At 53.4% G+C, this 21,286-nt stretch carries 19 protein-coding genes; 16 read left to right on the plus strand and 3 right to left on the minus strand.

All coding sequences use genetic code 11. From position 1 onward, the window contains the following. The first annotated feature begins 526 nt into the window (after nt 1-526). Complete coding sequence (locus LIO98_RS14170; RefSeq protein WP_291958608.1) at nt 527-1,792, plus strand: argininosuccinate synthase; 1,266 nt, start codon at nt 527-529, stop codon at nt 1,790-1,792. Between the two features lie 81 nt (nt 1,793-1,873). On the opposite strand, the gene LIO98_RS14175 is transcribed toward LIO98_RS14170, so the two are convergent. Together LIO98_RS14175 and LIO98_RS14180 are read right to left on the minus strand one after the other, a co-directional pair. After that, a complete protein-coding gene (locus LIO98_RS14175) occupies nt 1,874-2,440 on the minus strand; it encodes a 6-carboxytetrahydropterin synthase (protein ID WP_291958611.1) in 567 nt (188 codons plus the stop codon). A gap of 59 nt (nt 2,441-2,499) precedes the next feature. Continuing rightward, a complete protein-coding gene (locus tag LIO98_RS14180) occupies nt 2,500-2,943 on the minus strand; it encodes a Fur family transcriptional regulator (protein ID WP_291958614.1) in 444 nt (147 codons plus the stop codon). Nucleotides 2,944-3,412: 469 nt separating this feature from the next. On the opposite strand from LIO98_RS14180, the gene LIO98_RS14185 reads away from it, so the two are divergent. The 6 genes from LIO98_RS14185 to LIO98_RS14210 all read left to right on the plus strand — a co-directional run bounded on the left by LIO98_RS14185 (nt 3,413) and on the right by LIO98_RS14210 (nt 9,229). Continuing rightward, on the plus strand, nt 3,413-4,846 hold the full coding sequence (locus tag LIO98_RS14185) for an amino acid carrier protein (RefSeq protein ID WP_291958616.1): 1,434 nt from the start codon (nt 3,413-3,415) through the stop codon (nt 4,844-4,846). A gap of 19 nt (nt 4,847-4,865) precedes the next feature. After that, nucleotides 4,866-6,020: a saccharopine dehydrogenase C-terminal domain-containing protein gene (locus LIO98_RS14190; protein ID WP_291958618.1), complete on the plus strand. Its 1,155-nt coding sequence runs from the start codon at nt 4,866-4,868 to the stop codon at nt 6,018-6,020. A 114-nt stretch (nt 6,021-6,134) separates the two neighbouring features. Next, the gene (locus LIO98_RS14195) at nt 6,135-6,578 is read left to right on the plus strand and encodes an Lrp/AsnC family transcriptional regulator (RefSeq protein ID WP_066745938.1); all 444 of its coding nucleotides are present in this window, start codon (nt 6,135-6,137) and stop codon (nt 6,576-6,578) included. 263 nt (nt 6,579-6,841) lie between these two features. After that, nucleotides 6,842-7,480 (plus strand): CarD family transcriptional regulator, encoded by a 639-nt coding sequence (locus tag LIO98_RS14200; protein ID WP_291958623.1) that lies wholly within the window; start codon nt 6,842-6,844, stop codon nt 7,478-7,480. Beyond that, nucleotides 7,386-7,700, plus strand: coding sequence for a hypothetical protein (locus LIO98_RS14205; protein WP_291958628.1), 315 nt, complete (start codon nt 7,386-7,388; stop codon nt 7,698-7,700). The genes LIO98_RS14200 and LIO98_RS14205 overlap by 95 nt, the downstream gene beginning before the upstream one ends. Before the next feature lie 161 nt (nt 7,701-7,861). Next, on the plus strand, nt 7,862-9,229 hold the full coding sequence (locus LIO98_RS14210) for an MATE family efflux transporter (RefSeq protein WP_291958631.1): 1,368 nt from the start codon (nt 7,862-7,864) through the stop codon (nt 9,227-9,229). A gap of 253 nt (nt 9,230-9,482) precedes the next feature. Here LIO98_RS14210 and LIO98_RS14215 read toward each other — a convergent pair whose 3' ends face one another. Continuing rightward, the gene (locus LIO98_RS14215; protein WP_291958632.1) at nt 9,483-10,133 is read right to left on the minus strand and encodes a GntR family transcriptional regulator; all 651 of its coding nucleotides are present in this window, start codon (nt 10,131-10,133) and stop codon (nt 9,483-9,485) included. A 365-nt stretch (nt 10,134-10,498) separates the two neighbouring features. On the opposite strand from LIO98_RS14215, the gene LIO98_RS14220 reads away from it, so the two are divergent. The 9 genes from LIO98_RS14220 to LIO98_RS14255 all read left to right on the plus strand — a co-directional run. After that, the gene (locus tag LIO98_RS14220; RefSeq protein ID WP_291958634.1) at nt 10,499-11,929 is read left to right on the plus strand and encodes an alanine/glycine:cation symporter family protein; all 1,431 of its coding nucleotides are present in this window, start codon (nt 10,499-10,501) and stop codon (nt 11,927-11,929) included. Nucleotides 11,930-12,339: 410 nt separating this feature from the next. Then, nucleotides 12,340-13,122, plus strand: a complete 783-nt coding sequence (locus LIO98_RS14225; RefSeq protein ID WP_291958636.1) for an SDR family NAD(P)-dependent oxidoreductase — start codon at nt 12,340-12,342, stop codon at nt 13,120-13,122. Nucleotides 13,123-13,135: 13 nt separating this feature from the next. Next, nucleotides 13,136-14,521: an aminomethyl-transferring glycine dehydrogenase subunit GcvPA gene (gene gcvPA, locus LIO98_RS14230; RefSeq protein WP_291958638.1), complete on the plus strand. Its 1,386-nt coding sequence runs from the start codon at nt 13,136-13,138 to the stop codon at nt 14,519-14,521. Nucleotides 14,522-14,535: 14 nt separating this feature from the next. Further along, on the plus strand, nt 14,536-15,906 hold the full coding sequence (gcvPB, locus tag LIO98_RS14235) for an aminomethyl-transferring glycine dehydrogenase subunit GcvPB (RefSeq protein WP_363304490.1): 1,371 nt from the start codon (nt 14,536-14,538) through the stop codon (nt 15,904-15,906). Nucleotides 15,907-15,948: 42 nt separating this feature from the next. Further along, the gene (locus LIO98_RS15455) at nt 15,949-16,101 is read left to right on the plus strand and encodes a hypothetical protein (RefSeq protein ID WP_363304492.1); all 153 of its coding nucleotides are present in this window, start codon (nt 15,949-15,951) and stop codon (nt 16,099-16,101) included. A gap of 6 nt (nt 16,102-16,107) precedes the next feature. Beyond that, complete coding sequence (locus LIO98_RS14240; RefSeq protein ID WP_291958640.1) at nt 16,108-17,223, plus strand: ATP-NAD kinase family protein; 1,116 nt, start codon at nt 16,108-16,110, stop codon at nt 17,221-17,223. A 31-nt stretch (nt 17,224-17,254) separates the two neighbouring features. Then, nucleotides 17,255-18,007: an SDR family oxidoreductase gene (locus tag LIO98_RS14245; RefSeq protein ID WP_291958643.1), complete on the plus strand. Its 753-nt coding sequence runs from the start codon at nt 17,255-17,257 to the stop codon at nt 18,005-18,007. A 289-nt stretch (nt 18,008-18,296) separates the two neighbouring features. After that, nucleotides 18,297-19,763: a Na+/H+ antiporter NhaC family protein gene (locus LIO98_RS14250; RefSeq protein WP_291958646.1), complete on the plus strand. Its 1,467-nt coding sequence runs from the start codon at nt 18,297-18,299 to the stop codon at nt 19,761-19,763. Between the two features lie 403 nt (nt 19,764-20,166). Further along, nucleotides 20,167-21,286 (plus strand): DUF6273 domain-containing protein (locus LIO98_RS14255; protein WP_291958649.1); only part of this gene is annotated, 1,120 nt, incomplete at its 3' end.

The following is a 21,286-nucleotide window of genomic DNA, read 5'->3' on the forward strand; positions in this document are numbered from 1 at the left end:
TCTCCGTCACCCCCGTGCATCTTGAGATGACCTCCTTTGACTCTTACAATGCCGAGAAAGCGACAGAAATGGAGGAGGAGATATACAGGGGAATGAAGTCTGAATAATGAACCAATAAAAGAATAAAGTTTATTTTGAATTTTTTTGGTCAACCGGTTGACAAATAAAGTTCACGTGATAGAATACCACACAAGTTTTTAAGACCACCGTGAAGGGAGGGCGTTATTGTGAATCTGCAGGCCGCCGAGCGAGATAGACGTATACGACGAATCGATTCCTTACCGCATAGAGTAATATGCGATGACGGGGATATGAATTCGATTACTCGGCGACAGAGATAAAGCGCCACCGGCTGAAAGCGCTTTTCGCAGAAAGGATCACAATTCCGCACCCCAGAGCATAACACAACGAAGTGGACAGATATGTCAACGAGGGTGGTACCGCGGGTAAATTTGCTCGTCCCTCTTCCGAAAGGAAGAGGGACGAGCTTTTTTTAATCGACAGAAAATTTTAGGAGGAGTTTCAAATGATGGCACCGGAAAAAAAGGGAAAAGTAGTATTGGCTTACAGCGGCGGACTCGACACATCGGTGGCGATCCCCTGGCTTCACGACCAGGGATATGAGGTGGTCACGCTCACGATGCACGTCGGACAGCAGGCGGACGACCTGGAGGAGATAAAGGCGAAGGCCTACTCGTCCGGCGCTTCCAAGGCCTATGTCGTGGACCTCCGCGAGGCGTTCATCGATACATTCGTCTGGCCGTCGCTCAAGGCGAACGCCGTATACCAGGGAGTCTACCCGCTCAACTCGGCGCTCTCTCGTCCGATGATCGCCCAGGCGCTCATCTGGTGCGCCGAGAAGGAGGGCGCGGTCGCCGTCGCCCACGGCTGCACCGGTAAAGGGCAGGACCAGGTGCGTATCGAGGTTGCCTGTAACGCCCTGAATCCCGATATCGAAGTCCTCGCGCCCGTCCGCGACTGGGGCTTCTCACGCGAAGAGGAGATGGACTACGCCGCGGCGCACAACGTTCCCGTCCCGACGACGAGAAAGAGCCCCTATAGCATCGACGACAACCTCTGGGGTCGCTCCATCGAGTGCGGCGTCCTCGAAGACCCGTGGAACGAGCCGCCGAAAGACGCCTACAAACTGACCGTCGACCCCGTGGACGCGCCCGACGAGGAGGTCACGGTGGAGATAACGTTTGAGGGCGGCGTCCCCGTGGCGATCAACGGACAGAAGATGGGCTCCATCGAGCTGATTGACTTCATGAACAAGACGGCGGGCAAGGCCGGATACGGAAGAATAGACATGGTAGAAGACCGCCTTGTCGGCTTTAAAAGCCGTGAAGTCTACGAATGCCCCGGCGCTCTCGCGATCATCCACGCGCACAAAAAGCTGGAGACGATCACCCTCGCCAAGGACGTGCTGAAAGCCAAAAAAGAGCTGGAGGTCAAGTTCGCCGAACTCACCTACGAGGGCTACTGGTTCTCGCCGCTCATGGAGGCGATACAGGCCTTCATGGACTCGACGCAGAAGTCCGTCAACGGTACCGTGAGGATGAAGTTCTACAAGGGCAACTGCATCGTCAACGGTATGAAGTCCGACAGTTCCGTCTACAGCAAGGCGCTCGCCACCTACTCAACGGGAGACATCTTCGACCAGTCGGCCTCCGTCGGATTCATCAAGATCTGGGGCATGCCGATCAAGACCTGGCGTCAGACCCACAAGGAAAAGAACATCAACCCGATAGACAGCCTCGTGATGCAGAAGGGCAAAGACGCGACAAAATAAACGGCGATACAATAATAAGGGGACAGGCGCGTTCAGGCCTGTCCCCTTGTTAGTTCACTTATGATTGGCTATGGCAGGATCTTATGCCTTCCTGTACCCGCACTTGGGGCATACGCCGTTTTCGTCCAGCGCGATGCCGCATAGCGGGCAGCGGTCTACGCTCAGATGCGGTTCGTACTCTTCCGAAGCCTCGTTGACGCCGCTGGAGAAGGTCAGCTTGACGATGTTCAGCTTATCCTTCAGCAGGTCGTAAACGATCTTGATCATTCCCTCGACGGTCATCGTCTCCTTCGTGACGACGAGCCGGCACTCCGGATAGGCGGTCGCCAGTTCGGTTTTAAAGGCCGGTCCCTTCATGGTATTGCTTGGCGCGCCGTTCCTGATGCCCTGCTTCTCATAAACGTCCAGAACGGCGGGCAGCAAAGGATCGTCTTCCCGCAAGATCAGGGCGTGGTCAAAATTTTTCAGAACATCCCAGGCGGTTTTCTGGATTTCGTTGCAGGGGAAAACCATATTCACGCCGGGGTTGACTGAACCCTCCACCTCGATAGTCAGGATGCCGGTATGTCCGTGAAGATACTGGGCTTCGCCCTTAAATCCGTAGAATCTGTGTGCGTACTGCAAGTCAAGTTTCGCAATGCTTTTCATTATAATGTCTCCTCTTTTGTCCATATTATTTACGGGGTTTTTCGCGCCCGTATGCGCGTTTATCTTGCCTTTTCTTCCATTTCCCTGGCCTGTCTGCATTTGCCGCAGATGCCGCTGAGCCTGAGCTCGACGTGACGCACCTCTCCGCCGGCCATATTAGCGGAGGGAAACGCCCCTTCAGGGAAGGCGAAATCTGTTATCCCGCCGCAGATCTCGCAGATAAAATGTCCCTGCGGCCCCGTTTGACAGTCATAACGCGCACTGTCGATATGGTCCAGACGCTGAATGATTCCACGTTCCGCGAATTCGTTCAATATCCGGTAAACGCTCTCTCTGGTCACAGCCGGTAAATTTTGTCTGACATGTCTCCACACGTCGTCCACTCCGGGATGCGTATAGTTTTCGTGTACAAATTCATAAACCGCGAGCCGCTGTGACGTACATTTCCATCCGTTCCGTTTGCATATCGTCTGAAATTCCTCGATCTTTTGCTGATCCATCATAATTCACCCGAACAATTTATAATGAATTTAATATTTAGATAACTATAATAGTTATTTGTTGTAATGTCAAGTGTATTTCATCAAAATCATTTTGATATAATCGTTCTTTGTGCAAAGGTTGGCAAAGATTATCCCTCATCACAAAAGTATGAGAGACAATGGCCGAAATGTGTCCGCTGCTCATCCGCTTTTGTGATATCGTTGTTTGACAGGGTCGTAGTATTCTTCTCATAAATATACCTGTATACCAGACTTTGCATTTTCAATTTTTGGCTATCGGCGCGTTATTGCACCAATTGGGTATCATTTACACATGACCTCAGATTTTTCAAAAAGGCATACGATTGACGTAAAAATAATTAAGAAAAGATGGAATATTAGTGAATAAATATAATTTTCCTTATTTTATTTTTGCCCTATATTATAAACGCCGAGGATACAAATAAAATTATTATAGGGGGATGGATTTATGCTGGCTTTAGTTGAAAACACGCTGAGTACTTTAGTAGATATTTTATGGGGGCCGTCGCTTCTGATAAGCTTGATTGGAACAGGAATATGGTTTACTTTGATCACCAAATTCTGGCCTGTAAGATATTTCGGTAAAGCTATGAAACAATGCCTCAATATGGACAAAGATACATCGCTATCAAAGGCTCCCGGGATCGTCACTCCATATCAGGCGGCAAGCATCGCAATCGCCGGAGCGATAGGGACGGGAAATATTGGCGGTGTCGCAAGCGCTATCGCCCTTGGCGGCCCTGGGGTGCTCTTCTGGATGTGGGTGACGGCCATTGTTGGAATGGCTACAAAATTGGTGGAGATCACGCTTGCTGTCTATTATCGCGATAAGAAGGTTAACGGTGATACATGGGGCGGTCCGACCTTTTATATGGAAAAGGGGATTGGTAAGAAGACAAAGCTCTGGATACCTTTGGCATGGACCTTTGGATTGGGGATAATGATCCAATACTTTATCTCTCTTGAAAATTTCACCGTTTCCGAAGCTCTCACTGAAGCATTCGGCATCAATCAGATATATACCTCTCTTTTTTATGGATTTATGTGTGCGATAGTGGTCATTGGCGGTTTTAAAAAGGTTGCTGGTTTTGCCGCCAAGATGCTGCCGCTGATGTCCATCCTTTATGTGGCGGCTGGGTTGTTCATAATAGCGATAAATGTTCATAAGCTGCCGGATGTTTTTGCTATGATCGTAGCCAAGGCTTTCACACCATGCGCTGCGATAGGTGGTTTTGCCGGGGCATCTTTGCTGCTTGCGATACGTACAGGTATCTCTCGCAGCCTCTTTAGCAACGAAGCGGGATGGGGCGCGAGCCCTATGGCCCATGCCTCTGCAAAGACGAATCACCCAGTGGAACAGGGGTTGTGGGGGATATTTGAGGTTTTTGTCGATACAATGGTAATCTGTACTATAACAGCCTTGGTCATTCTCGTTACCGGTGAATGGTCGAGCGGCGAAGCTGGCGCTACATTGACAATGAGATCTTTCCGTTCCGGCATGGGACCTATGGGATTCTATTTTGTGGCTTTCGTAGCCTTCCTATTTTCGTGGACCACCTCGACAAGCTGGTCTAGCTATTTCCAAACGCTTCTGGAACACGCGTTCCGTTCAAAGCCGAAAGTTGCCGCTAAAATAGACAGGCTTATGAGAATGTGCTATGTACTGCCGGGAATTTTAAGTACGATATTTATTGTAAATATAGGAATAAAGACGGAGATTGTTTGGTTAGTTTCAGATGTAGCTACCTCTCTTCCAACCTATGTAAATCTTTTTGCAATATTGTTTCTCACGAAAAAATTCCTTGCAATTCTCAAGGATTATGAAGGAAAACGTGTTCTTTGGGGAAAAGAGATTTTCTACAAATATGACAAAGAAATATAACTAATGAGGTGAATATATTATGAAGATATTGATTACTGGAGCAGGGATGATCGGTTCTATCGTCGCTATGGAATTATGCAGGGAAAACGACGTAACGCTTATCGACGGGAGTGACGCGGCTCTGAAAAGAGTCAGTTCAAAAGAAATGAACATAGAACTGATACAAGGTTCTGTCTTTGATGAAAAAAAGCTAGAGGGGTTGATTTCAACTAGTGATGTGGTTGTGATTGCCCTACCGGGTAATTTGGCTGTCAGCGTCGCTGAATCTGCGCTGAAACAGCGAAAGGCCGTTTTTGATATAAGCTCTATACCGAACGATGTCCTGCTTGGTAAAATCAGAGAGCTTGCGGATAAGAATAAAACCCTTTATGTGCCTAAAATTGGTATAGCCCCAGGCATGACCAATTTTCTTACTGGCCGTGGGTGTGTTGGCCTCGACTTTGTGAAAGATGTAAAGATATATGTCGGTGGTATTCCGCAGAAAAAAGAGTCTCCAATGGGGTATAAGACGGTGTTTTGCCTCGAGGAAACGCTGCAGGAATATCTTGATCCGGCGATGGTGATAGAGAATGGTAATAAAAAATATGTAGAGGCGATGTCTTGCTTACACAATGTTGATTTTGAAGGGCTTGAAGGTTTGGAGGCCTTTCTTACGGATGGTCTTGCCACATTGGCAGAAACGATACCGGCGGAAAATATGTCTGAATTTACCATTCGCTGGCCTGGTCATATTCAACAGATAAAGAACCTGATCGCGCTCGGAATGTTCGACAAGAACGAAGATGATTTCGAAGGAATGAAGATAACCCCGAGGGAATATCTTATCAGCCATCTAGCTCCTCTTTGGAAGATGGAGCTGGCTAAAGGAGATAAAGATCTCACTCTCTTCCGTATCGTTGTAAAGGGTACAAAAGACGGGGCAGAAGTTGAGTCTAAGTGGGAGACTGTTGATAGATACGACGAAGAGAGGAATATCACCTCGATGGGGAAGTGCACCGCTTTTAGTTGTACATCGTTTATCAGAGCTTGGATGAAATCTCTCTTTAACAACAATGGTTTTGTCTTCCCGGAAAAATTATCGGTAAATGATTCTCTTTATCGTTATGTTATGGAGTCGATGGCTTATCACGGAGTGTATTTTACAGAGCAGCACACAACTTTGAAACGATACTGAGTTTCACACCATGATTTAATTGGTATTTAGGTGTAAAAATAAACCCCTAGGGGCCGTTTAATGCGATAAAATCTTTGTAGCATTAGCGGCCCCGTTTTGTAAGGAGGTATTTTTATGAAGAAACCTATAAAGATGAGCTATGATGAAACAGACCTGCGAATCATCGAAGAGATACGTGATAATGCAAGAATTTCTTATAAGAATTTAAGTGAGGCGGTAAACCTGTCTGTACCAGCGGTATTCGAACGCATGAAAAAAATGGAAGAAAGGGGGGTGATACAAGGGTACAAGACCGCCGTCGACTACTGCAGGATAGGATACCCTATACATGTATTTATACTTCTGCACGACGACCGCTGTCGTGACGGTGTCCCCTACATGTTGAGCCAGATGGAGAGTATCTTTCAATTTTGGATTGTCTCAGGCGAATATGACTATCTCCTAGAGGTTTATCTTTCAACCAGCCAGGAGTTAGACGATCTCCTGAATGAACTGTATAAAATAGGAAGGACTCATACAATGCTTATTTTAAATAAACTTAAAGAGGATTCGCTATAGTTTATTTATGATGTAAGACCAATTTATATATATTAATATAGTATGTATGAAATAAAAAAATATACTTTGAAAGTTCTTTCATGAATTGTTATAATTTAACGTACAACGTGCGGCTCTCTGGTAGCGTAAGTCCAGTTGCAAAGAGTGGCGTGTTTTATTTTAACCGTTGATGATTACTTATAGATTATATTTAACTATAAGTAACTACTATAATTAAGATGCGCTGAAAGATATTTATGAGCGTAAACAGGGAGGGGTTGAAAATGGGCCTTTGCGGGACGGGCAAAAGAGATTATTGCGTCGGTGATTATGTGATGTATGCCGGAAACGGCATCTGCCGGATAAACGATATTCGCCGGGAGAGGTTCAGCGGCCTTGAAGAACGGCTCTATTATGTCATGAGCTCCGTTTACGACTCCGGCGCTAAATTCTATCTTCCCGTCGGGATGGAGGATATTGAGAGGCGCATCCGCCCGCTGCTCTCCGAGGGGGAGATTTGGGCGATCATCGACAAGACGGAGGATATCGGAAGCCGGTGGATAGAGAACGACGACAGCCGTATGGCCGCCTTTGAACAGATATTGAAGGGCGGAGAGATCGCGGAGATTCTCTGGCTCGTCAAAATACTTAATCTGCATAAGATAGAGATGCGCGAGAGCGGAAGAAAGTTTCGTTCCTGCGACGAAAAGGTGCTGGCGCACGCGGAGCGGGTGATCACGGAGGAGTTCGCCTTCGTCCTCGGCCTGCGCCGTGAGAGCGTGATACCACGTATCGTCGACTATATAACGAAGAGGAGAGAGGACCGCAATGACGAAGGAAGAGGCGTTGGAACTTATCGAGCGGATACCGTATGTCACTGCCTTCAGCGCGCTGAGCGGCAAGGCCAGGATAGACCTTTATAAAAAGGCGGTTGGCAAAAAGGAGCCGCTCCAGTGGCTTAAGGTTGTGAAGTCCTGCTGGCTCAGGAGAGAGGAACGCTCCGGCGGAGTGGAGAACGCCCTCGAGGGCGAGTATGGGAATCGGGCGAAACGGCTGCTTCACGCGGAGCTGGCGGCGGCGCTGGGGATAGGTGAGGAAGAGGTCGAGCCGTTTATTGAGAGATATCTTAAAGACAATATATAAAACAAAATAGCAAATAGATGAAGTGCCGCTCAAACCTTTTATTTGGGTAGTCAGAGATCGGCGTTCGTTAAAGGATACAACGAGTTGTGCCTGTCACGTAATTCCAGTTGGAAGCGGCGGCGCGGCTCGTTTTTTATTTGAAAGGACGGTAATTGATTAATATGGAAAGGTTTTTTACCCGGGACAACAAAATGGGAACGGCACCGGTGAGCCGGCTGCTGTTGACGATGTCGCTGCCGCTGATGCTTTCGATGGTGATGGAGGCGCTTTATAACGTAGTGGACAGCCTCTTTATCTCGCGTATCGGCGAGAACGCGATAACCGCGCTGTCGCTGGCCTTCCCCATCCAGCTGCTCGTAGTCTCAATCACGGTTGGCACGGGAGTCGGCATAAACGCGGTATTGTCGCGGCTGCTGGGGGAGGGCGACAGGCGCGGAGTCAACGCTGCGGCGGCAAACGGCATCTTTCTCGCCGCGGCTACATACGTTATATTTTTACTATTCGGCCTTTTCTGTACGGAGCGGTATTACGGTTCGCAGACCGCCGACGCCGAGATATACCGCTATGGCGTGGATTATCTCTCGATCTGCATGATCTGGTCGTTCGGCGGCGTGGGGCAGATCACATTTCAGAGGCTCCTGCAGTCTACAGGGCGCACTGCGCTCTCTATGGCCTCTCAGTTGGCGGGGGCGCTGATCAACATCGTCCTTGATCCGATACTGATCTTCGGTCTCTGCGGCGCGCCCGCCTGCGGCGTTAAGGGGGCCGCGGCGGCGACGGTCATCGGGCAGATCACGGCGCTGGCCGCCGCCGTCTATTTCAACCTGCGGATGAATAGGGATATCTCATTCAAGCTGCGCGGCTTCCGCCCCGACTTTAATATGATAAAGAAGATATACGCGATCGGCGCGCCGGCGATCGTCATGCAGTCGCTCAACTCGCTGATGGCCCTCGGCGTGAACCTCATACTCATAGGCCTTTCCTCCACGGCGGTCGCCGCCTTCGGCATTTACATCAAGGTACAGAACTTTGTCTTTATGCCTGCCTTCGGCCTCAACAACGCCGTCATCGCCGTCGCGGCCTTCAACTACGGCGCGGGAAACGAGCCGCGCGTGAGGCAGACGATCCGTTACGGCATGATCTACGCGGCGGCGATCATGCTTGCGGGTATGTTCCTCGTGCAGCTGCTCGCGCTGCCGATACTGCGTCTCTTCGACGCCTCGGCGGAGCTGCTTTCGATCGGGGGCCGCGCGATGCGCGTCGTCAGCGCCGGCTATATATTTACCGCCTATATGCTCATCGCGCAGGGCGCCTGCCAGGCGCTCGGCAACGGGCTGTACAGTCTTATCGTGACGCTGCTGCGCGTCGTCGTCGTCCTGCTGCCGCTGCTGTGGCTCTTTTCCGTAGTCTTTCCGCTCAATGAGGTGTGGTGGGCATTCGTCATCTCGGAGATCATTTCCACGCTGGTGAGCGCGCTGCTGCTGCGGAGACTGTACGCTGAAAGGCTTGGCGCCGGGGGATGCCTGTAGGATATTTTCTTACCCTTGTATCACATATACCGGTAGTTATTCACCATGTGCAGCTTAAGCGCCATTTCCACCGCTAGGCGCAGCTCATGGTCGCGCAGCTCTTCGCGAAGCGGTATTTTACGGAATCGCGGAGGGTGAAAGGCGCGGCGTCTCCACCTTCCGGCAGTCCGGCTTCAGCGCACGGCAAACAACCGCCGTTTCGCGCACGACGATGCGGTTGTGTGTTTTTTCAAAAACGGCAGAGATGCGGTCTCTATTTGGTCTTGAGGCCCTCCATCGAAAGCCGCAGGTGTTCCTTTATCAGGCGGACGCTCTCCGTCTCGTCGTGATTTTTCAGCGCCTCAAGGATGGTGATGTGCTCCTCAAGGCTTGGGTTTGTGTCGAAGTCGAAGAAAGACTCAAAGAAAATCATCTGTACGAATGTGCGTGAGAGGATGTTTTTTATATATCCCACGAGCGTGTTATTGCCCGAAGATTCGGCGATGATGATATGGAAGTTGTCGTTGACGGTCAGATAGGACTCGAGGTTGCGGTTGACGAAGGTCTCGTGCTCCGCGTCGATCTGCTCCTGCAGGCGGCATAACTGCAACGGCGTGATATGCTTCGCCGCCTTGCGGACGGCCATGATCTCCAGCTCCTCGCGCACCTCGTAGGTGTCGATTATCTCCTGTCTGGTCGGCGAGGCGAGACAGGCGCCCCAGCCCGGTATGATCTGGACGAGCCCTTCGTTTTCCAGGCGTCTTAAAGCCTCCCGTACTGGCGTGCGGCTCACTTGCAGCTCCTTGGCTATCGCCACCTCCGGCAGCCTCTGGCCGCTGACCAGCGCTTTTTCGAATATCTTTTTTCTCAACTGATCATATACAAATCCCGCCGCCGTTTGCACGGAAGATGACGTCATAACCATATTCAACCAACTCCCCAATATGCTTCAAGTAAAAATATACATAGTACACCGCATATTTGCAAGCGGAAAAAATGAGAAAATTACCGTCAGCCGCATTTGTGCCCTTACAGTTTTGCGGGGCTGTACCGGCTTTTACATGCGGTGAGGTATATGGAGCCGGATATTATGGATTTTTTGAATCTTCCCCTAGACGGTACGCGGCCCTGTCCGCCTTGTTCATAAGACAAAGATTGTTCTATTTTTTGCTTTGCCGCCTTGCGGTTTTTCCCCGTTCGCGATAAATTCTTGTGCGTGCAAAAGACTCCCGAAAAATAAACGCTTTTCCGCCGGGAGTATATATTGTTGACGAAAGGGAGTTATTTTTTATGTACGAAGCATTCAGTGCGCTTATCGGAACGATCAGCAACTTGATGTACAGCTATCTGCTGATCATTATGCTGCTTTCAGCGGGGGTCTACTTTTCCCTGCGGACGGGGCTGGTGCAGCTGCGCATGCTGCCGGAGGCTGTCAGATCGGTAGGGGAGAGGTCGGGCGGCAAAGATTCCGTATCTTCGTTCCAGGCGCTCATGGTATCGACGGCCAGCCGCGTTGGGACCGGCAATATCGTCGGTGTGGCGAACGCCATCGCCATCGGCGGTTACGGCGCGGTCTTCTGGATGTGGCTTATCGCCCTGCTAGGTGGCGCGACGGCCTTTGTGGAAAGCACGCTGGCACAGATATACAAGAAAAAGGCCGCGGACGGCAGCAGCTATGGAGGCCCCTCATATTACATCCAGGCGGCGCTGAACAGCCGCGCGCTGGGCGTCGTCTTCGCTGTAGCGCTCATCGCCACCTACGCCGGGGGATTCAATATGCTGGCCTCCTATAACCTTATCGACAGCCTTTCGGGCTACGGTTTTTATGACAAATACTTTCTCGGCTCACACAACCTGGTCCCCATCATCGGCGGCGCGTCGCTCGCGCTTCTGGTCGGCTTCTGCATCATGGGCGGCGGCAAGCGCATCGTCAAAGTGACGGAGGTGCTGGTGCCCCTGATGGGCGTGCTGTATATCCTGCTGGCTCTGATCGTTATGGCGCTTAATATAGAAAGGCTGCCAGAGGTGCTGTCGAAAATTTTCACCGCCGCTTTTGACTTCCGCGCGATCTTTGGCGGATTTGCCGGCTCCGCGATTATGCAGGGCATCAAGCGCGGCCTCTATTCCAACGAGGCCGGCGTTGGTTCCGCGCCGAACGCGGCGGCGGCGGCCGATGTGGCCCATCCCGTTACGCAGGGGCTGGTGCAGATGCTCTCCGTGTTCATTGACACGCTGCTGATCTGTACGGCCACCGCGATGATGTGCCTCTGCACCGGCATTATACCCGGCGAAGGTCTGAAAGGCGCGCCCTTTGTACAGCAGTCGATGTCCGTCGTATTCGGAACCGTAGGGCCGTACTTCATCACCGCCGCGCTGCTGCTCTTCGCCTTCACCACGCTGCTGGGTAACCTCTTCTACTGTGAGGGCTGTCTAAACTACATCGCGGGACGCGCGCTGAGCAAAAAGGCGATGAGCGTCTTCCGCGCCGCCGCCGTCGTTGCGGTTTTTGTCGGCGCGCAGCTGGAATTCGGCCTCGTCTGGGATATGGCCGACGTCCTTATGGGAGTGATGGCGCTCATAAACCTGCCGGTAATCGTCATCCTTGCCCGGACGGCGCTCGCGGCGCTGAATGATTATACCGCCCAGAGACGTTTAGGCAAAAAGCCGGTCTTCAAGGCCGCCGCCATCGGCCTGAAGGAAAAGACGGATTTCTGGAATTAACGGTTTTTGCCGCCGGGCCGAGGGGGATCCTAATGCGCGTATTCCGCGTCCCGGCCCGGCGCGTTTGTGTGTGCGTCCCGGCGAAGCCTGTGTTTTTCGCCATAAAGACACGAATGTATCGTGACGTTTATATTTACCCCCCTTTTGTAGTAACCATTCTCCGCGCGCCTGACGGCGTATTCCATAAATATGAAACCTCACCGCTTCAATCAATATTGACTGATACCATCCGTCTATATCGGAAATCAGGCGGCCAAAAAACTTCTAGGTTTGAATAAAGGTTATTTTATTGCAAATATAGTATTGACAATCTTCCCCGAATAATATATAAATTAATCAAGAAATAGTGTATACAGTGGATACTTACAAAAACGCTTCATATCAAAATAAATAATAAAGGAGAGACAGACATGCTGGATTTGAACAAACTGTGCGGAATGAACGGTAAAACCGCCATCGTCACCGGCGCCGCCTCTGGTATCGGCGCGGGGATCGCGCGCTTTTTTGCGAACGCGGGTGTATCGGTCGTCATTGCCGACATCAACGAGGAGCTTGCGGGTAAAGTCGTGAAAGAGATCAAGGACGCGGGCGGAGAGGCCGAATTCATCAAGTGCAACGTTACGAAAGAGGCTGACTGCAAGGCGCTTGCCGACCGGGTAGCGGAAGAGCGTTCAAGGATCGATATCCTTGTGAACTGCGCCGGCGTCGCACGCCGCCACACTGTAGAGACTCTTCCCGAAAGCGATTGGGACCTCGCGATCAACGTGACGCTCAAGAGCGTCTATCTCATGTGCAAGCATGTCGTACCTCATATGAAAAAGGCGGGCGGCGGCAAGATCGTCAACATCGGCTCCGGCTGGGCTCTCAAGGGCGGGGATCACGCCGTCTCCTACTGCGCCGCGAAGGGCGGCGTATGGAACATGACGCGCGCGATGGCCATCGACCACGGCCCCGACAATATAAATATAAACTGCGTCTGCCCCGGCGACATCGACACGCCGATGCTCAAGAGCGAGTGCGAGCAGCTTGGCGGCGTATATGACGAGAAATACAAGGAAGAATGCGCGCAGCGCCCGATGGCCCGCCTCGGCGAACCGAAGGATGTCGCGATGTGCGTCTTTTTCCTCTGCAGCGACATGGCCCCGTGGGTGACAGGCTCTTCGCTTGTCGTAGACGGCGGCGGAATAGCATAGGAGGAGAAATCAGATGTCAAAGAAGATGTATCCCTATATCCCCAACTCTGAGGCGGCCGTACAGGCCGAGATGCTCAAGTTCATCGGAGTCAATTCGGTTGAGGAGCTGATTGCCGACATTCCCGAAGATATGCGTATGAAGCAGGCGATGAAGCTGCCCGAGCCCATCTACGACGAGGCCGGGCTTTTCCGTCACGTCAGCACGATGCTTGGTAAAAATAAAACCGCGCAGGAGCTGGTTTGCTTCCTCGGCGCGGGCTGCTACAACCGTTACGTACCGGCGGTAGTAGACGAGGTCATCAACCGCTCCGAGTTCCTCACCGCCTACGCCGGCGAGCCTTACGAAGATCACGGCCGTTTCCACGCGATGTTTGAATACCAGTCGATGATGGCCGAACTGCTCGACATGGACGTCTGCAACGTGCCGAACTACGACGGAAGCCAGGCCGTAGGCACGGCGCTCCGCATGGCGACGCGCATCGTGCGCCGCAAAGAGGTGCTCATCCCCCGCAACATCAATCCCGACACGCTGAGGGCGGTGCAGACCTACCTCCAGCCCGACGTCAAGGTGACCTTTGTCGACTATGGTTCAAAGACGGGACGCATCTGCCTCGACAGCCTCAAAGAGAAGCTCACCGAAAACGTCGCCGCCGTACTTGTGATGAATCCCAACTTCTTCGGCGTCATCGAGGAGAAGGCCCAGGAGATAGCCGATATGGCCCATGCCAAGGGCGCTCTGATGGTAGCCTACGTAGAGCCTTCTACGCTTGGCGTGCTTACGCCTCCCTCGCACTACGGCGCGGACATCGCCTGCGGGGATATCCAGGGACTTGGCCTCCATATGAACTATGGCGGCGGCGTGGCCGGTTTCATCGCTACCGCCGACGACCCGCGCTTCGTTGACGAATATCCCTCGCGCCTCTTCGGTATCGCGCCGACGAGCGAGAAAGAGTGGGGCTTCGGAGACGTTCTCTGGGAGCGTACCTCGTTCGCGAACCGTGACAGCGCCAAAGAGTTCGTAGGAACGCATTCAGCGCTCTGGGGCATCGCCGCGGGCGTATACCTCGCCGCGATGGGGCCGCAGGGCATGAAAGAGCTTGGCGAAGCCGTCGTACAGCGTCAGCTCTGCCTGAAGAAGGTGCTCTCCGGAGTGAAGGGACTCTCCTTCGACAGACTCTCAGGCACCCCCTTCCAGGAGGTCGTCGCCGACTTCTCCGCGAGCGGTAAAAAGGTCTCCGAGATCAACAAAAAGCTGCTTGAAAAGGGTATCCTCGGCGGCTACGACCTCGGCAGAAACTTCCCCGAACTTGAGGGCTGCATGCTTCTCGCGGTGACCGAGCAGACCTCGGCGGACGATATCAAAGCTCTTGCTTCGGCACTGAGCGAGATCCTGGCGTAAAGGAGGCCATTTCAATGAACAATCTGGAAAGACTAAAGAAATTTCATCAGGCTAAGTGGAATGAGCCGATAATCTATGAGATAAGCGAGCCCGGCGCGCGCGCCGTCCTCGTTCCCGGCCCCTGCTGCGACTGCGCGAGCACGGAAGAGGCTCTCGCCACCCTGCCCGCTGGCATGGTGCGCAAAGAGAAGGCCAATCTTCCCGAAATAGCTCAGCTCCAGCTTGTGCGCCACTACAACCACCTCTCGCAGGAGAACATCGGCGTCGACGGAAACATAGACATCGGTCAGGGAACCTGCACGATGAAGTACAGCCCGAAGATCAACGACCGCCTCGCGGGACTCCCCAAGGTTGCCAACATGCACCCGCTCCAGCCCGACGAGACCGCTCAGGGCATCCTTGAGCTATTCTACAAAACCGGCGAGCTCTTCAAAGAGATATCCGGACTCGACGCATTCTCCATGCAGCCCGGCGGCGGCTCGCACAGCGTTCTCGCCCTCGCTTCGATAGTCCGCGCCTACTGGCGCGACAAGGGCGAAGAGGAGAAGCGCGACGAGATAATCACGACCCTCTTCTCACATCCCGCCGACTGTGCCGTTCCGACGGCGAAGGGCTACAAAGTTACCATCATCCAGCCGGACGCGGAGGGCTATCCCGACATCGAGGCCTTTAAGGCGGCGATCTCCGACCGCACGGCGGCGATATTCTTTACAAACCCGGAAGATACGGGAATCTTCAACGTCCGTATCAAGGAATTTACACGCCTTGCCCATGAAAAGGGAATCCTCTGCTGCTACGACCAGGCGAACGCCAACGGTCTGCTGGGAATCACCCGCACCGCGGAGGCCAACTTTGATATGTCATTCTTCAACCTCCACAAGACCTTCGGCGCCCCGCACGGATGCGGCGGCCCCGCCACAGGACTTGTCGCGGCCAAGAAGGAGCTGCGTCCCTACATGCCCGTCCCCCTCGTCGAGTACGCGCCGGAGAAGGGTTACTACCTGGACTTCGACCTGCCGAAATCATGCGGCAAGATCAAGTCCTTCTGGGGAGTCGCGCCCGTCGTCGTCAAGGCCTACTCATGGATCATGTCGCTCGGCGCGGACGGCCTGCGCGAAGTTTCACGCGTCGCCATCCTCAACAACAACTACTGCATGAAGAAGATCCTCGCGATAAAGGGCGCCTCGATCGGCTTCCCGAACCATCCCTCGCGCATTGAGCAGGCCCGCTACAGCTGGCAGAAGATGAAAGAGGACACCGGCTTTGGCACCGCGGACGTGCAGCGCTGCATCGCGGACTTCGGCACCCACTACTGGTCGAGCCACGAACCCTTCGTCATCCCCGAGCCATTCACGATCGAGCCCAGCGAGTCATATTCCAAGTAGGACATCGACGATTACTGCGCGGTCCTCGCGGAGATATCGCGCATGTGCTACGAGGAGCCCGAGGCCGTCAAACACGCTCCCGTGAACAGTACGGTGCACCACATCGATCACGATTACTTCGACGATCCGGCTAAGTACGCGATCACCTGGCGCTCCTACAACAAGAAGTACAAAGGCTACTTCGAGCCTAAATAGAAGACCATGAAGATAGGCTTCCTCATTAACCCTGTAGCAGGAATGGGGGGCAAGGTGGCCCTCAAGGGAACCGACGGAGAGGAGACTCTCCGCCGGGCCCTTGAGCTCGGCGCCGTGCCGATGGCCGGCACGCGCGCCGCGGAGGCTGTAAAAGAGTTTGCCGAAAACGCGGGAGACTGCCGTTTTTACAGTCCGTCGGGCGGCATGGGAGCCGATCTGCTTAAATCCTACGGTTTGGAGACTGAACTGCTCTTTGACCCGTCAACACATACGACACCGGCCGACACGAAACGCGCAGCGGAGATGATGCTTGAGCGTGGTGTCGGCCTTGTCGTATTCGCGGGAGGAGACGGTACGGCGCGCGATATCTGCTCCGTCATCGGCGAGCGTCTCCCCGTCGTCGGCATCCCCGCGGGAGTCAAGATCCATTCCGGCGTCTACGCCAAGAGGCCGAAAGACGCGGGGCTGCTCATCAATAACTTCCTGCTCGGCAAAGTCAAGCGCTTCACGACGGCGGAGGTCGTCGACATCGACGAAGAGGCTTTCCGTGACAATGTCGTGCGCGCGCGCCTCTACGGCTACATGACGATCCCTGACGACCGCGAGTTCATGCAGGACCGCAAGTCCGGCGGCAGCGGCGGCTCGACCGAGGAAGCGGCTAATCTCGCCACCTTTATGGCCCTCTCCATGAAACCGGGCGTAATATACCTCATCGGCTCGGGCTCGACCACCAAACAGCTTACGGACCGTCTCGGCCTTGATGGTACCCTGCTCGGCGTGGACGCCGTCAAAGACGGAAAACTTATCGGCAAAGACCTCACCGAGGCGGGCATCAAAGAGATACTCTCCGGAGTCGAGAGGGATAAGAGAGTGCTCATAATCACGGTGATCGGCGGACAGGGGCACATATTCGGACGCGGCAACCAGCAGCTGAGCCCCGAGGTTATCCGTATGATACCGAAAGAAAACATAACGGTAATCGCGACGCCCGCGAAGATGGCGCAGCTCTTTGGCAAAAACCTGATCGCCGACACCGGCGACGGCGCGCTCGACCGGGAACTTTCGGGGTACATCCCCGTCGTCACCGGACACGCGCGGAAGATGATGGCCAAAGTCTCATAAAAATTTCAAGATATGGCAGGAGAGTGGAACCATGGCACGTTATGAAGAACTTGCGGGAAAAAGGATCCTGATAACGGGAGCGGCGAGCGGCATCGGGCTTGCCACCGCTCAGGTATTCGCGCGGCAGGGAGCCAGGGTGTTCGTCGTGGACTACAACCAGAAGGCGGCCGAACAGGTGATGGCGGAAAACCCGGACTTTGCCGGATATTACGTCGGCGACGTCAGCAAAGAAGAGGACGTGCAGAGCGCCTTCAAAAAAATGGACGAAACGCTCGGCGGCATAGACGTCCTCATCTCAAACGCCGGCATCAGCATCAGGGCCGACTTCGTGGACATCTCCTATGAGCAGTGGAAAAAGGTCATCGACATCAACCTCAACGGCATGTTCCTCTGCGCGCGCGAGGCGGCGCGGCGCATGACGGCCCAGAAGAGCGGCGTCATCCTCATGACCGCCTCTACGAACGGCACCGAAGGACACCGCTGGTATACGGACTACAACGCCTCAAAGGCCGGAGTGATCCTGCTGACAAAGAGCATGGCCCTCGAACTGGCCCCCGTCGTGCGCGTAAACTGCGTATGCCCGGGCTATGTCCTCACCCCCATGCAGAAGGCCGAATACACCGAAGAGATGCTCGCGAAGGTGAACGAAGGCATCCCGATGAAGCGCCACACCGAACCGGAAGAGATCGGCAAGCTCTACGCCTTCCTCGCCTCGGACGACGCGAAATATATAACCGGAGCCGACATCAGGATAGACGGCGGCGAAACGGCGGGGCTTTACTAACTGTTAAGTCTCGTGAGTTTTAGCATGATTTGAGTTTATTATGCTAAAACGCTGGCATCATGTAAGAAAGTTGTACAAAATAATTATTAAAAAGCCCGATAACTTGGAGTGACCGGATATTTTTTCCGCACAAAAAGGAGGTGTCATGCGGAAATAACCCGAAGCGTCCTGTAGATGAGAGAAAAAGTAGCGTATGCGGTTTCCCTGGGGGGCCGTATCTCGTATTCTCTCAGGTTCCGATCTCTGTCTGTAAAAGCAGACACCGTTTAAAAGGAGGCATTTATTGGTAATGAAAGCTTTGTTGAAACTTACGCCTATATGTGTTATAGCGGGTCTTATGCTCTCTGGGATGGACATCCTTCTTGCCGCGCCGCTCTCGTTTATGTACGCGGTCATTGTTGCGATGATCGTCGACCGTTACAAGTTCCAGGACTGCCTTGACGCGGCTCTCGAAAACCTGAAACACTTCCTGATCGTTTTCCTCATCCTCCAGGCCGCCTACGCCGTCGCCGAATGCTTTATGGCTACTGGCGTCGCCGCCTCCGTCATCAACATGTCGCTCGCCGCTGGGCTCAACGCGAAAGTTCTCGCCGTCGTCGCCCTGCTCGTCACCTCCGTCCTCTCGATAGCGACGGGGACTTCGTGGGGAACGTTCGCGGCCTGCGCTCCGATCTTCCTCTGGCTTAACCATATCGTCGGCGGCAACATCGCGCTTACCGTCGGCGCCATCGCCGGCGGCTCCTGCTTCGGCGACAACATCGGGCTTATCTCCGACACGACGATCGTCAGCTCCGGTATCCAGCAGGTCGAAATAATCAGGAGAGTCCGCCACCAGGGAGTCTGGTCGCTGCTCTGCCTCATCGCCTCGGCCGTAGTCTTCTACTTCATTGGCGTCAGCATGGGGCTGCCCAGCACGACCGGACAGGCCGCCGATGCCATTGCGCAGATACCGAAAGAGGTCTGGACGGCTCTGGCCGAGGAGCGTCCCTCGGCTGTCACGCTGCTTGAGCTCGTGAAACAGGGAGTCCCCGTCTACATGGTGATCCCGCTCATCATCGTTCTCGTCACCGCCGTCATGGGCTACAGCACGCTGATCTGCCTTGGCTCCGGCATTATCTCCTCCCTCGTATTCGGCCTCATGGCCGGTACGGTCACCAGCATCACGGCGTTCCTTGACCTCGTCTACACCGGCTTCTCAGACGCTGGCGGCTGGTCGATTGCGATGATGCTCTGGGTTGGAGCCTTCGGCGGCGTCATGCGGCTTATGAACGCCTTTGACCCCGTCGCCGCGCTGATTTCGCGCATGGTCCACAAAGTCCGCCACCTTATGTTCGCCAACGGCGTCCTCTGCCTGCTCGGCAACGCGGCGCTCTCCGATGAAATGGCGCAGATCGTCACCATTGGCCCGATCATCAAGAACATCACGGAAGAAAACGTTGTCGGTTCCAAAGAGGACATGTACACACTGGCCCTGAGAAACGCGACCCTCTCCGACGCGATGGGTGTTCTTGGCTCGCAGCTCGTCCCCTGGCACTGCTACATGGGATTCTTCCTTGGTATCAGCGCCTCTGTCTATCCTCTTGCCACAGCCCTCTCCGTGGGACAGATAATCACCCACAACTACATGGCCTGGATAGCCGTCGGCTCGATGCTCGTTCTCACCTTCACCGGCTGGGACCGCTTCATCCCGCTCTTCAAGCTCCCCGCGGAGCCGCAGGTCTACCTTAAGAGCGAAGCGGCGAAATACGAGAAATAACAATCCGGCGTCACAGCCGAAAGTCAAATAACGCGGTCAATCAATAGACGGCCTAAGGGGACTTCGCCGGTAAATACTCTGGTGGAGTTCTTTTTATATCAGCGCCGCCTGAAAATCCGCGTGAAGGTGAGGGAGGCGCTGGTGGTGGAATAATGGCAGAGGGATAACTGTGAGAAAAATAAAAAGGCTTCACAAATACCATAAACTGCGGTAGGATAATGCGCGAACCAACAAAAACCCCACAGTAAAAATACTTAATCAGGAGGCAGCAAAAGATGAAAAAACGTCATAATGGCCACAGACTAAACCGGAATACCCCCCCCCAGAACTAAAATCAAGTTTACGTTATCGATCATCCTCTCTCTTACTCCTTCTCTTACTGTCACTTATACTAGTATTGGGCGTGGCGCGGAAGGCCCCGGCGCTGACGAGCGCGGACGTCGTATATTACGGCAGCTATCCGCAGAGCGAAAGCTCAACTGACTTCAAAGTGGAGCCTATACTTTGGCGTGTGCTGGAAACGAGCGGCGACAGGGCGTTGCTGCTTTCGGAAAAGATACTTGACGCGATGTCATTCAACTCCAATTACAGCGAGACAGATCCCTACTATTCGTGGTGGAGCGAATCGCCGGTACGCAAATTTCTCAACGGAGCGGAATATGCCGAGTCAGTCTCCGCGGACGTGACCAATATAACGGTGAAGAATCCGAAGAGCTACGCTTTTTATGAGAGGGCCTTCTCTGTGGGCGAAGGAAGAGGGATAACAAAAGAGAAAGTGGATAACAGCGTGATATTTAGTTACCGCACCAATTTTGCGGCGGGGCCGAAGACGGATGACAAAATATTTCTACTCTCTTATGCCGATGCTGACGACTCTAATGACGCACGGGCGCTGGGGAAAAAATATGGTTTTGTCGACAACGATTCACGTAAAGCGGAGGTGACCTCCTACGGTGCTGCGCAGGGTACCTTCAATAATGTAGAAGACAACAAGAAATATGGTTATTGGTGGCTTCGTTCTCCTGGCTACAGCATACAAGGGGCTTCCTACATTCATTTCGCCGGTTACCTCATCCATGACAACGTCTACGACGGGGCAGTTGGCCTTCGTCCGGCTTTTCGTCTGAACCTTGAATCTCTGTTCTTTACATCTCCCGCCGCGGGCGGAAAACAAGATAGCCTGACCGCATCGCTCTATAAGCAGAGCTACGCCTCTGACGATAAGGGAAGAGAGGAGCACAAGCTGACACTCGCCACAAACACCTACAAACTCACGTCTGCAAACGTGACTTCGGGTGAAATCAAAGAGGGGCAAGACGTCAGCATAACTCTTATGTATGAGGGCGCCTCCACCGGCGTGGGCTACCACCTCGCCGCCGCCGTCACGAGGAGCGGCGACAGGGCCCTATACTACGGGCAGATAAAGAGCCTCGAGGCCGCCGCCGACAAAAGCGGAACCATCACCTTTGTCATCCCCGAATACCACGACGGCGAAGAGGTCTACATTTTCGTCGAGGGCCGTA

Source organism: Cloacibacillus sp., from assembly GCF_020860125.1.
In the GTDB taxonomy this organism is placed as follows: Bacteria; Synergistota; Synergistia; order Synergistales; family Synergistaceae; genus Cloacibacillus.

Excerpts from the sequence above, each read along its gene's own strand:
- LIO98_RS14175 (WP_291958611.1), bottom strand. The coding sequence starts at position 2,440 with ATGAAAAGCATTGCGAAACTTGACTTGCAGTACGCACACAGATTCTAC.
- LIO98_RS14210 (WP_291958631.1), top strand. The coding sequence starts at position 7,862 with ATGGAAAGGTTTTTTACCCGGGACAACAAAATGGGAACGGCACCGGTG.
- LIO98_RS14195 (WP_066745938.1), top strand. The coding sequence starts at position 6,135 with ATGAAGAAACCTATAAAGATGAGCTATGATGAAACAGACCTGCGAATC.
- LIO98_RS14190 (WP_291958618.1), top strand. The coding sequence starts at position 4,866 with ATGAAGATATTGATTACTGGAGCAGGGATGATCGGTTCTATCGTCGCT.
- LIO98_RS14185 (WP_291958616.1), top strand. The coding sequence starts at position 3,413 with ATGCTGGCTTTAGTTGAAAACACGCTGAGTACTTTAGTAGATATTTTA.
- LIO98_RS14170 (WP_291958608.1), top strand. The coding sequence starts at position 527 with ATGATGGCACCGGAAAAAAAGGGAAAAGTAGTATTGGCTTACAGCGGC.
- LIO98_RS14215 (WP_291958632.1), bottom strand. The coding sequence starts at position 10,133 with ATGGTTATGACGTCATCTTCCGTGCAAACGGCGGCGGGATTTGTATAT.
- LIO98_RS14245 (WP_291958643.1), top strand. The coding sequence starts at position 17,255 with ATGGCACGTTATGAAGAACTTGCGGGAAAAAGGATCCTGATAACGGGA.
- LIO98_RS14205 (WP_291958628.1), top strand. The coding sequence starts at position 7,386 with ATGACGAAGGAAGAGGCGTTGGAACTTATCGAGCGGATACCGTATGTC.
- LIO98_RS14225 (WP_291958636.1), top strand. The coding sequence starts at position 12,340 with ATGCTGGATTTGAACAAACTGTGCGGAATGAACGGTAAAACCGCCATC.
- LIO98_RS14220 (WP_291958634.1), top strand. The coding sequence starts at position 10,499 with ATGTACGAAGCATTCAGTGCGCTTATCGGAACGATCAGCAACTTGATG.
- gcvPB (WP_363304490.1), top strand. The coding sequence starts at position 14,536 with ATGAACAATCTGGAAAGACTAAAGAAATTTCATCAGGCTAAGTGGAAT.
- gcvPA (WP_291958638.1), top strand. The coding sequence starts at position 13,136 with ATGTCAAAGAAGATGTATCCCTATATCCCCAACTCTGAGGCGGCCGTA.
- LIO98_RS14180 (WP_291958614.1), bottom strand. The coding sequence starts at position 2,943 with ATGATGGATCAGCAAAAGATCGAGGAATTTCAGACGATATGCAAACGG.
- LIO98_RS14200 (WP_291958623.1), top strand. The coding sequence starts at position 6,842 with ATGGGCCTTTGCGGGACGGGCAAAAGAGATTATTGCGTCGGTGATTAT.
- LIO98_RS14240 (WP_291958640.1), top strand. The coding sequence starts at position 16,108 with ATGAAGATAGGCTTCCTCATTAACCCTGTAGCAGGAATGGGGGGCAAG.
- LIO98_RS15455 (WP_363304492.1), top strand. The coding sequence starts at position 15,949 with ATGTGCTACGAGGAGCCCGAGGCCGTCAAACACGCTCCCGTGAACAGT.
- LIO98_RS14250 (WP_291958646.1), top strand. The coding sequence starts at position 18,297 with ATGAAAGCTTTGTTGAAACTTACGCCTATATGTGTTATAGCGGGTCTT.